This is a genomic window from Mesorhizobium sp. WSM4884 (assembly GCF_029625675.1).
Classification (GTDB): Bacteria; Pseudomonadota; Alphaproteobacteria; order Rhizobiales; family Rhizobiaceae; genus Mesorhizobium.
The window spans coordinates 91893-101809 of record NZ_JARTVO010000020.1; the positions used below are offsets into that span (position 1 = coordinate 91893).

12 protein-coding genes are annotated in these 9917 nt (G+C 64.2%); 6 read left to right on the top strand and 6 right to left on the bottom strand.

All coding sequences use genetic code 11. From position 1 onward, the window contains the following. Nucleotides 1-3: 3 nt before the first annotated feature. Nucleotides 4-933, bottom strand: coding sequence for a haloalkane dehalogenase (locus P9236_RS25145; protein WP_278077335.1), 930 nt, complete (start codon nucleotides 931-933; stop codon nucleotides 4-6). Further along, a complete protein-coding gene (locus P9236_RS25150) occupies nucleotides 933-1526 on the bottom strand; it encodes a TetR/AcrR family transcriptional regulator (RefSeq protein ID WP_278077336.1) in 594 nt (197 codons plus the stop codon). The genes P9236_RS25145 and P9236_RS25150 overlap by 1 nt, the downstream gene beginning before the upstream one ends. Before the next feature lie 119 nt (nucleotides 1527-1645). On the opposite strand from P9236_RS25150, the gene P9236_RS25155 reads away from it, so the two are divergent. Further along, complete coding sequence (locus tag P9236_RS25155) at nucleotides 1646-2713, top strand: FAD-binding oxidoreductase (RefSeq protein WP_278077337.1); 1068 nt, start codon at nucleotides 1646-1648, stop codon at nucleotides 2711-2713. On the opposite strand, the gene P9236_RS25160 is transcribed toward P9236_RS25155, so the two are convergent. From P9236_RS25160 to P9236_RS25170, 3 genes are all read right to left on the bottom strand, one after another. Continuing rightward, a complete protein-coding gene (locus tag P9236_RS25160) occupies nucleotides 2707-4080 on the bottom strand; it encodes an amidase (protein WP_278077338.1) in 1374 nt (457 codons plus the stop codon). The genes P9236_RS25155 and P9236_RS25160 overlap by 7 nt on opposite strands. Before the next feature lie 158 nt (nucleotides 4081-4238). Next, nucleotides 4239-5039 (bottom strand): class II glutamine amidotransferase, encoded by an 801-nt coding sequence (locus P9236_RS25165; RefSeq protein ID WP_278077339.1) that lies wholly within the window; start codon nucleotides 5037-5039, stop codon nucleotides 4239-4241. 16 nt (nucleotides 5040-5055) lie between these two features. Continuing rightward, entirely contained in the window at nucleotides 5056-5313 is a 258-nt protein-coding gene (locus tag P9236_RS25170) for a DUF6356 family protein (RefSeq protein ID WP_278077340.1), read from the bottom strand. A 115-nt stretch (nucleotides 5314-5428) separates the two neighbouring features. Here P9236_RS25170 and P9236_RS25175 point away from each other — a divergent pair, with 115 nt between their 5' ends. From P9236_RS25175 to P9236_RS25195, 5 genes are all read left to right on the top strand, one after another. Continuing rightward, a complete protein-coding gene (locus P9236_RS25175) occupies nucleotides 5429-5899 on the top strand; it encodes an Lrp/AsnC family transcriptional regulator (protein ID WP_278077341.1) in 471 nt (156 codons plus the stop codon). 88 nt (nucleotides 5900-5987) lie between these two features. Continuing rightward, on the top strand, nucleotides 5988-6473 hold the full coding sequence (dut, locus tag P9236_RS25180) for a dUTP diphosphatase (protein ID WP_278077342.1): 486 nt from the start codon (nucleotides 5988-5990) through the stop codon (nucleotides 6471-6473). After that, nucleotides 6473-7138, top strand: coding sequence for an HAD family phosphatase (locus tag P9236_RS25185; protein ID WP_278077343.1), 666 nt, complete (start codon nucleotides 6473-6475; stop codon nucleotides 7136-7138). The genes dut and P9236_RS25185 overlap by 1 nt, the downstream gene beginning before the upstream one ends. A 273-nt stretch (nucleotides 7139-7411) precedes the next feature. Beyond that, complete coding sequence (locus P9236_RS25190; RefSeq protein WP_278077344.1) at nucleotides 7412-8266, top strand: hypothetical protein; 855 nt, start codon at nucleotides 7412-7414, stop codon at nucleotides 8264-8266. 79 nt (nucleotides 8267-8345) lie between these two features. Next, nucleotides 8346-9152 (top strand): oxaloacetate decarboxylase, encoded by an 807-nt coding sequence (locus P9236_RS25195; RefSeq protein ID WP_278077345.1) that lies wholly within the window; start codon nucleotides 8346-8348, stop codon nucleotides 9150-9152. 1 nt (nucleotide 9153) lies between these two features. On the opposite strand, the gene P9236_RS25200 is transcribed toward P9236_RS25195, so the two are convergent. Continuing rightward, nucleotides 9154-9813: a sulfate transporter family protein gene (locus tag P9236_RS25200; protein ID WP_278077351.1), complete on the bottom strand. Its 660-nt coding sequence runs from the start codon at nucleotides 9811-9813 to the stop codon at nucleotides 9154-9156. Nucleotides 9814-9917 lie beyond the last annotated feature (104 nt).

Sequence of the window (9917 nt, forward strand, 5' to 3'; positions counted from 1 at the left end):
GGTTCAGGCCAGTTCGGCCATGCTTTCTGCTCCCGCGATCTCCGCCAGCCAGCCGGCGATGGCTGCACCGATGGCATCCGGGTGGTCTTCCTGCAGGTAGTGGGCGCCTGGGCCTAAATTGATGAACCGGCAGTTCTTCAGTCCCGCGGCGAAGTCCTGTGCCGCCTGCGGCGAGATCAGGGCGCCGGGATCGCCCGCGAACAGCAGTTTCGGATAGGAGGAAAGCCGCAGCGCCCGGTGGTCGTGCTCGCTGATGGCGGCAACATCGGCGGGCTCGCCCTCGATCGGCAACTCCCTTGGCAGGCGTAGCACCGGCTTGCGCGACTGGGCTGTCAAGAACGGTGCGCGGTAGGCCGCCATCTCCTCCTCGCCCATCGGCCGCAACACAGAAGCTGGAAGCACCTTTTCGACGAACACATTGTCCTCCAGCACCAGTTTTTCGCCGACGCCCGGCGTGCGCAGCGCCTTGAACAGCTCGCGCGCCTGCGGGCGCTGGTGAAAATCCTCCCAGCGCTCGAAGGGCCGGATGAATTCCATGAAGGCCAGACCCAACACGCGTTGCGGGCGCCGTGCCGCGAGATGGAATGCAAGTGCGGTGCCCCAATCCTGGGCGATGATCACCAGATCCTTGATGTCGAGCGTCTCAAGGAAGGCATCGAGGTAGCGAACGTGATCAAAGAAGCGATAGTCGATTTCGGGCTTGCCCGACTGACCATAGCCGATCAGGTCCGGCGCGATGCAGCGGCCGAATGGCGCGACATGCGGAATGATGTTGCGCCATATGTAGGAGGAAGTCGGGTTGCCGTGGAGGAACAGCACGGCCGGACCGGTCGCGCCGGCCTCCAGCCAGGACATGGTGGAATCGAGCACGGCAACCTGTGAACGCCGTAAAGCGGTGCCGCTGCTCTGCTGTCCGTCGATCTTCGAATTCATCACGCTGTCTCCTTCCCAAACACGGTGCTGAAGATGATGTTCTTGAACCGCTCGAGCGGCTCCGGATTGCGCTCGACCTTCATGCGCAGCATGGCGCCCTGCCAGGAGCTCAAGAAGAAGTCGGCAAGGTCCTCGGCTTCAAAGGCATCGGTGATGTCGCCGGCAGCCTGGCCTTCGGCGATGCATTCGGCGAAAGGCTTGCGCCAACGCTCGAAAATGTCGACCAGCCGCAGCCTGAGCGGCTCGCTGTGAACTGCCGTCTCGAGGCTGAGATTGCCGATCATGCAGCCGCGCGCCCATTCATGCGCTTCGAGCTTCGAGGTGATGATATCGAGATAGCGGCGGAGCCTGCCGGCGGGCGGCGTGCCGTCGCGTGCCAGCGCCTTTTCGACCAGCCCGCTGACATAGCCGAAGTAGCGCTCCAGCACCTCGCCGGCAAACTCCTCCTTGGAGGCAAAATGGTTGGTGAAAGAACCAGGTCTGGCGCCGGCTGCGGTAACGATGTCGCGGACGCCGGCTGCGGTGTAACCGGAGTTCCAGATTGTCCGGAAACCGGCATCGAGAAGGTTTTCGCGAAGCGATTGTCTAGCCATGGCGAAATAATACGTACGTACGTATTGATGTCAAGTGACGAAATTTTTGCATTGGCAAGGACTGCGGCAAATGGCAGTTGGAGAGGTCCGGAACGTGGCGCCGAGGAGAGGAAGATATCGTGGCCAAACAAGTCATCGTCATCGGCGCCGGCATCGTCGGCGCCTCTATCGGCTGGCATCTGGCAAAAGCCGGCGTGCGGGTGACCGTGATCTCGGACAGCGGCGCGGGCGGTGTGGCAACGCCGAATTCCTTCGCCTGGATCAATGCAAGCTGGGGCAACCCCGAGACCTATTTCCGCCTGCGCACCCGCGCCATGGCCGAGTGGACGCGGCTGGCGGGAGATGTGCCGGCTATTCCGCTCGCCTGGTGCGGCGGCCTGTGCTGGGACCTGCCGGCGGACAGGCTCGAAGCCTATGCAGCCGAGCATTCGTCCTGGGGCTACGGCATCGAGCGGGTCGGCCGCGACCAGGCGGCGCGCATCGAGCCCAATCTAGCTGAGCTTCCCGATTTCGCCCTCTACGTTGCCGAGGAAGGCGTGGCCGAGCCGGTGACCACTACAAGGGCGCTGCTGGCGGATGCCGAGCGGCGCGGCGCCCGGATCGTCACCGGGACCGTCCAAACGCTGGCGCTGTCCGGCAGCAAAGTCACCGGCGTCGTCGTTTCGAGCGAAACCATCACCGCCGACGAAGTGGTGGTCGCCGCGGGCGCCGGCGCGCTGGCTATTGCAGCAACGGCCGGCATAAAGCTGCCGATCGAGACGCCGCCGGGCCTGATCGTCCATTCGCGCCCTTACAAGAAATTGCTCAACGGGCTGGTGCTGGCCGAGACGCTGCATATGCGCCAGACGGCCGAGGGACGCATCATCGCCGGCTCGGATTTCGGCGGCGGCGATCCGGGTGAGAATCCGGAAGCCACCGCGCGCGAGCTTTTCGAAGCGACGAAAGCCATGCTGCGCGGTGCTGACGGGCTGGAGCTCGATTTCCACACAGTCGGCTACCGCCCCACCCCGGCCGACGGCTTTCCGATCGTCAGCCGCGCCGACGGCGTCGGCGGCGTCTACATCGCCGTCACCCATTCCGGCATCACGCTGGCGCCGGCGGTCGGCCTCTTCGCCGCCCGCGAAATCCTCGACGGCGAGCGCGATGCGCTGCTCGCGCCCTATGCGCTGTCGCGCTTCGCTCAGTAGCCCGGCGGCCTGCGAAAACCGCCGGTGAGCGGCGCGATCGCCGAGGCAATGCCGAGCAGGCGCGCTTCCGACCAGCGCTTGCCGACGAGCTGCAGACCGATGGGCAAGCCATTGCCGTCCTGTCCGCAAGGGACTGCGAGTGCCGGGTGGCCTGAATAGTTGAAGATCGCACCATAGGCCGGCAGCATCCAGTAGTTCTCGTCCTTGCCGTCGACCTCAAGCGGGCTGCCCGGCTTGCAGTGCGCAAAGGCCGTGGTCATTGCGGCCGGACAAAGCAAGGCGTCGCAGCTTTCGAAGAAACGTTCCCAGGCAAGGATCGACCGGTCGCGGCGGGCTAGCGCGGCGAACCACTGTGATACCGGGGTCGGCTCTGCCGGCGGTTCCGGTTGCGCAGCCTCCAGCATCATGCCGATCAGCTTGCCGCTCTCGGCGAGATCGTCATGCAGGTCGAGCTTCGGCAGACTTGCTTCCTCGACGCGTGCACCGGCGGACGCGAGCCCGGCAGCCAGTCTTTCGACTGCGGCGCCGATCTCCGCCGCCGCCGGAAAGCCGGGGAAGGTGCTGGCAAAGGCTATGCGCAGCGATTTCAGCTCAAGCTTCGGCACCGGATCGACCGGCACCGGCGCCAGATCGGTGTCGGCTCCGTCGGGTCCGGCAATGATCCGATAGATCAGCGCCAGGTCCTCAAGATTGCGGGCAATCGGCCCAACACAGGACATCAAGCGGACGCTGCGCGGAACGCCGCCCGGATCGGGAAAGGCACCCTCCAGCGAAACGCGGTGCTCGGTCGGCTTCAGGCCATAGACGCCGCAAAAGGCGGCCGGCAGGCGTATGGAATCCTGCATGTCGGTGCCGACCTCGAAGGGCGTCATGCCCGCAGCCACGGCTGCAGCAGCACCGCCGCTGGAGCCGCCCGCCGTGCGATCGAGGGCCCATGGATTATTGGTGCGGCCGAACAGCGGATTATCCGATTGCCAGTCGCCCAGCATGGTGGCGACATTGGTTTTGGCCGTGAGCACGCCGCCGGCGGCTTTCAACCGGGCGACGACGGGACTGTCGCTCCCCGGCACATAACCGGCAAAGGGCGGGAAGCCGGCGGTGGTCCTCATGCCCGCCGTCTCGTGCGCGTCCTTCAAGGTGAACGGCACACCATGCAGCGGGCCGGGCGTGTCGCCGTGCGCCAGTGCCGCATCGGCCTGCCTGGCGCGCTCACGTGCCTCGTCGCGGCCGAGGGTGACGACGGCGTTGACTGCCTCGTTGTGCCGATCGACTTGAGCGAGGTGCGCGTCGAGCGCCTCGACTGCCGAGATCTTGCGCTCGGCAATCGCGGCTGCGAGCTCGACGGTGGAGGTGAAGGGAACATCCATGACAGGCTCCGGCTGCCAGGCACCGCCATCAACATGGCGGGTTTCGATGCGGTTTCAAGCCGAGTTCAACATCGGAAGCATGGCCGTGCTTGATCGAAATTGCGCCGGCTGGGCCGGAAGCGGCCGGCGCTGTACCGCAACGCAGCCGAATTTTGGAATCACATGGCCATTGCCAATCGGGCGACCGCAGGCGCAAACGGCCGAACGCTGGTGCCGTCCGTTGTCATGGTGACGAAGCTTGACGGCGGGATCGCCCGCCACTCGCCGCCTTCGCGGTCGAACGGTTCCGAGACGATGCAGCGGCCGGCGCTTCTGGCGAAGGCGCCGGTATAGAGCGTCGGCGCGTGGCCGTCGGTGGCGTAGCGCACGGCGTGGAGCGCCTGCCCGTCGGAAAAAGCGGCGGTGAGTTTCAGGGACGGCTCGATGCCGGCGCGGCGCGAGGCGTCCAGCACGCGGCAGGTGGCGCGCGACACCGCGCCATGCGGGTCAGTGGACAGACCCTCGTCGATCATCAGGAGAAAAAAGAGTTCGGAATCGGTCGTCCCTTCGCGCTGGTCGAAGACTTCGTCGGAGAGCGAATTCTCCAGCGCGCGGCGGATTTTTTCGAAGCCGCCAATCTGGCCGTTATGCATGAACGACCAGCGCCCGGAGACGAAGGGATGGCAATTCATGCGGCTGGTGGCGCCGCCGGTCGATGCACGGACATGGGCGAGGAAGAGGCCGGACTTGATTTGCCGGCATAGGCTCTTCAGGTTGGGATCGGACCAGGCAGGCAGGATGTCGCGATAAAGGCCGGGCTCAAGCCGGTCGCCATACCAGGCAAGACCGAAGCCGTCGCCATTGGTCGGCGACTTCGCCTCTTGGGCGCAATGGCTTTGGACTATCAGCGAGTGGCAGGGCGCGGTGATGATGTCTTCCAGGAAGACCGCTTCACCGAGATAGGCCGCCCACCGGCACATCGCATTCCACCATCCATCAGGCGCGGTCCATGAGAGTCCTCGCCGGCTCCTTCACCGCATGCGCGCCTCTGTTGTGCGTGCGCTCATAGAGCTCGCGAACGATTCGGCTCGCGGTAGTTTCGAACAGAAATGGCAAGAAAGCGTGAACGAACGCGGCGCCTGCGGCCATCGACAGGCGGGAACAGAACCAGGCGGCAAAGGCCATGTGGCCGAAATAGGTCTCGCCCACCTTGGCCGGGTGTGACGTGAAGAGCGCCGTGAGCCGTGTCATCATGGTGATCCCTCCTGCCGGGATAAGCCCCGATGCCGAGCAGCCTGCCATGGGTCGCAGGTTCACAGGTCTCAAATTGTCCTTGCGTTAAAGCCATTTTTGGGACATTTGTCCCAAGATGCCCTTTGAACCCGATGCAATTGATCGAAGATTGCTGGCGGAGCTGCAGCGCGACGGCACGCTTTCCGTCGACCAGCTGTCGGAGCGCGTGGCGCTGTCGCGCAACGCCTGCTGGCGTCGCGTCAAGCGGCTGGAGGAGGACGGCGTCATCACCGGGCGCGTGGCGCTGGTCGATGCCGACAAGCTTGGGCTCGGGCTTTCGGTGTTCATCCTAATCCGAACCTCCAATCACGATCCGGACTGGCTGCAGAGGTTCCGGGCGGCGGTGACGGGCTTTGCCGAGATCACCGGCGTCTATCGCATGTCGGGCGATCTCGACTATGTGCTGCGCGCCCGCGTCGCCGACGTCAAAGCCTATGACCGGCTCTACCAGCGGCTTATCGCCAAGGTGCCGCTGTCGGATGTGTCGGCTTCCTTCGTCATGGAAGAGATCAAGGAGACGACGGTGGTTCCGGTGGAGCTGCGCTGAAACCGGCGGAACCGCATGCAAAGAAAGCCGTTGATAGGCTTGCCGCCGAGTTGACCGAATCGCCATTCGCGACGATAGGAATGGGCTCATGCGCACCGCTGTCTATCCTTCCTCCGTCATCGGCCCCACCGTCGGTTTCGTCAGGCTTCCGCACGGCGAAGGCCTGCCGTTGCCTGCCTATGAAAGCACGGGCGCGGCCGGCATGGACCTGCGCGCCGCGGTGCCGGAAGACCGGCCGCTGCTGATCCTGCCGGGAAAACGCGCGCTGGTGCCAACCGGGCTGATCCTGGAAATCCCGGAGGGCATGGAAGGCCAGGTGCGGCCGCGTTCCGGCCTCGCCTTCAAGCATGGCCTGACCGTCCTCAACACGCCCGGCACCGTCGACAGCGACTATCGCGGCGAGGTGAAGGTGCTGCTGATCAACCTCGGCGACGAGGATTTCGCCGTGACGCGCGGCATGCGCATCGCCCAGATCGTGTTCGCCGCGGTAACGCAAATCACCGTCGAGGAACGAGCGCTCGCCGGCGGGACAGCGCGCGGCGCCGGCGGTTTCGGGTCGACCGGCACGGCCTGATGTTCAGGCCCCTTCCAGAGCTGGTCATCTTCGACTGCGACGGGGTTCTGGTCGACACCGAGAACCTTGCCAACAAACGCCTCGCGGAATGGCTTTCCGAGGCCGGTTTTCAAACCACATTCGAATATTGCCGCAAGCACTTTTCCGGCCGCAGCATGGTTTCGGTGCAGAAAGAGATCGAAGCGGCGACCGCGGTCAGGCTCGGCGCCGATTTCGTCGAGCGCTGGAACGCCGGCCTGCCGGACCTGTTCGCGCATGGCGTCGAGGCGGTCCCTCACGTCCGCGACTTCATCGACAAGGTGCGCGCCGCCGACATAGCCTATTGCGTGGCTTCATCGGCGCGGGTCTCCAAGATGCATATCACGCTCGGCCAGACCGGACTTTTGCCGCTGTTCGAGCACGCAATGTTCTCCTCCACCATGGTCGGACGCGGCAAGCCGTTCCCCGACCTGTTCCTTCATGCCGCCAAGACGATGGGCTTTGCGCCGGCCGACTGCATCGTCATCGAGGACAGCGTCGCCGGCACGCAGGCCGGCATTGCCGCCGGCATGCGCGTGTTCTCCTATCATGCGGATCCATTCTCCGACCCAGACGGCCTGGCCGCGGCCGGCGGCATCCTCTTCGACGACATGCGCGAACTGGCGGAACTGGTGCCGATACCCTGATAGCGTCCGGCTGCGCGCCGCAAATATCCGTGCCAGAGGAGCTCATCGTTCATGGAAACGCCGAGCTGCTCTAGCTATTTCTTTTTACGCAATTCCGGACGGAAAACCGCTTCACACTTTTCCTGGAATTGCTTCTTTTTACGCAATTCCGAACGGAAAACCGCTTCACACTTTTCCTGGAATTGCTTCTTTTTTTCGCAATTCCGGACGGAAAACCGCTTCACACTTTTCCTGGAATTGCTCTAGCGTGAGCGCCTTCGAGGGGCGCTTTCCATGAATTCCGTATTATCCCGTCTCGTGCTTGCGTGCATGCTGCTGCCGTGCCTGTGGATGGCGGCGGACGCGCAAGCCGTCAGCTTTCCGGAGCTGAACAGCGCCATTCCTGGGCATCAGGACGTCACCTATCTCGACCTTGCCAGGATGATCGTCCCCGATCTCGCCGCCGGCGATGACGGTTTCTACAAGGGAAGCGCGCCGATCGAGATGCGCCATATCCTTGGCGGCGACGAGGGCGGCTCGCCGCCCGAGACCATCAACCTGCCGAACGCCGCCGTTCTTTCCATCAAGGCCGGCGGCAGGGAGCGGCTGACCATGCTTTTCGACCTCGGGCAGGCGCAAGACAGCGCCGAAGGATTTGCGGTGCTGGCGCTCTACGATCTTTCAGGCAAGCCGAGGCTGCTCGACGCGGTCAATGTCGGAACCGACCAGAGCAGCTATTTTCGCGATCCCGGCAAGCTCGCGCTCGGCCCCGGCGACGATGCGCTCATCACCATGAGCACGCATTTCAATTCGAACCAGGGTTATGTCAGCACGATCCTGGTCCTGGTCCGTGACGACCGTTTCGAGCCGATCGATCAAATCGACACGTTCGACGAGAATGTCTGTGCCTACAAGCGCACGCAGGACCTGTCCTTCCAGGCGTCCGGTGACGAAAAGCCCTACGCGGCGATCAAGGCAACGGTGACCGATGCCACCGTGCCGAGCGGCGAAAACTGCGAGGAGCCGCCGGCCGAAGCCGCCTCGCGCGACATCTCGGTCACCTATCGTTGGGACAAGGCCAAGTCGCGTTATGTGAAGGATTCAGACGCCTTCGAGAAATTGGCAGCAGAGAACGCCGAACGCTTCTGAACCAACCGCATTCGTTTGCCCGGGCCGGCGGGCCGCGATAAATTCCCCCTACAACCCCTCTCATGATTGAGGAGCCGCCATGGACAAGGGCAAGATTTTTCGCGATCTGCATGCCTCCACTTTCGTCATGCCCAACCCCTGGGATGTCGGCACGACGAAGCTTCTGACCTCTTTCGGCTTCAAGGCGCTGGCCACGACCAGCGCCGGTTTCGCCTTCTCGCGCGGCCTGCCTGACGGCGCCGTAACGTTCGAGGCCATGATCCACCATTGCCGCGAGGTAACGGCGGCGACCGAGCTGCCGGTTTCGGCCGATCTCGAACGCGGCAAGGGCGACAGCCCCGAGCAGGCGGCCGAAACCATCTTCGCGGCCGAGGCCGCCGGCCTTGCCGGCTGCTCCATCGAGGACCATACCGGCGACCCCGACAACCCGATCTATGAGTTCTCGCATGCCGTCGAACGCGTCGCCGCGGCCGTCGAGGCCGCCCGGGCGCTCAAGCACGATTTCGTCTTCACCGCGCGGGCCGAAAACTTCCTGTGGGGCAAGACCGATCTCGACGACACGATCAAGCGGCTGCAGGCCTTCGAGAAGGCGGGAGCGGACGTGCTCTATGCGCCGGGCCTGGGCGACGTCGACACGGTGCGGACCGTGTGTTCGGCGGTGACCAAGCCGGTCAACATCATGGCGCGACCCGGCTTCACCGTCGCCGACCTTGCCATGGCCGGCGTCAAACGCATCTCGCTTGGACCGTGGCTGACGAACTTCGCCTATGGCATGCTGGAAACGGCGGCGCGCGAAATCCAGCAGGACGGCACTTTCGGTTTTACCCGCGCGGCCATGCCGTTCGGCAAGCTGCAGGCGCTGTTTCGCGAGGGTGGTGCCGAATAGGTCAGACCAGTTCGCGCGCAGACACAGCCTTGTGCAGATGCACCATCATGGCGGCGGCAAAGAGCGGCGTCAAAAGGTTGAGCAGCGGCATGGCAAGGAAGACGGCGATAACCAGTCCAGCCAGGAACACCGTGCCGGCATATTTGCGGCGCAGCGCCTTGGCCTCGGCCTCGGGGCGGAAGCGCATGGCGGCGAATTCGAAGAACTCGCGTCCGAGCAGATAGCCATTGACGATGAAGAAGGCGGCGATGTTGATGCCCGGCACCAGGAGCAGCAACAAGGCGACGATGTTGCCGATGATGACGACGCCGAAGAATTTGACTGCCAGCACAAGCGCGTGCAGCGCCGGGACGGCACGTCCGGGCGGATCGTTCGGGTAATCGGTGCGCTCGACCACCTCGGCGACATCGTCGAGGAACAGGCCGGCAATGATTGCCGTCACCGGCGCGATGAGCAGCGCCATCCCGACCGCCAGAACAATGCCGGCGATGATGGCGCTGAGCCAGCCGGCCCAGGCGGGCAGCCCGGGCACAAATGTCTGCAGCCACGGCCAGGCCAGCCACTCGAGCAGGCTCTCGATGCCGAGCCACAGCGCCACCAGCGCCAGCAAGGTCAATCCGAGCGTCTTCAGGAAGACGGAGCGGAATTCAAGCGAGAACAGCCGGCTGGCGGCGGCGCGGGCAGCGTCTAGAGCGGGATGATTTTGGCTTGAATCGAAGGGGATTCCCAAGGGTCTGCAAATCAGATTCAAGATGCTGGCTGGGA

Coding starts and splice junctions, on each gene's coding strand:
- P9236_RS25145 (WP_278077335.1), bottom strand. CDS start 933: ATGAATTCGAAGATCGACGGACAGCAGAGCAGCGGCACCGCTTTACGG.
- P9236_RS25150 (WP_278077336.1), bottom strand. CDS start 1,526: ATGGCTAGACAATCGCTTCGCGAAAACCTTCTCGATGCCGGTTTCCGG.
- P9236_RS25160 (WP_278077338.1), bottom strand. CDS start 4,080: ATGGATGTTCCCTTCACCTCCACCGTCGAGCTCGCAGCCGCGATTGCC.
- P9236_RS25165 (WP_278077339.1), bottom strand. CDS start 5,039: ATGTGCCGGTGGGCGGCCTATCTCGGTGAAGCGGTCTTCCTGGAAGAC.
- P9236_RS25170 (WP_278077340.1), bottom strand. CDS start 5,313: ATGATGACACGGCTCACGGCGCTCTTCACGTCACACCCGGCCAAGGTG.
- P9236_RS25175 (WP_278077341.1), top strand. CDS start 5,429: ATGCCCTTTGAACCCGATGCAATTGATCGAAGATTGCTGGCGGAGCTG.
- dut (WP_278077342.1), top strand. CDS start 5,988: ATGCGCACCGCTGTCTATCCTTCCTCCGTCATCGGCCCCACCGTCGGT.
- P9236_RS25185 (WP_278077343.1), top strand. CDS start 6,473: ATGTTCAGGCCCCTTCCAGAGCTGGTCATCTTCGACTGCGACGGGGTT.
- P9236_RS25190 (WP_278077344.1), top strand. CDS start 7,412: ATGAATTCCGTATTATCCCGTCTCGTGCTTGCGTGCATGCTGCTGCCG.
- P9236_RS25195 (WP_278077345.1), top strand. CDS start 8,346: ATGGACAAGGGCAAGATTTTTCGCGATCTGCATGCCTCCACTTTCGTC.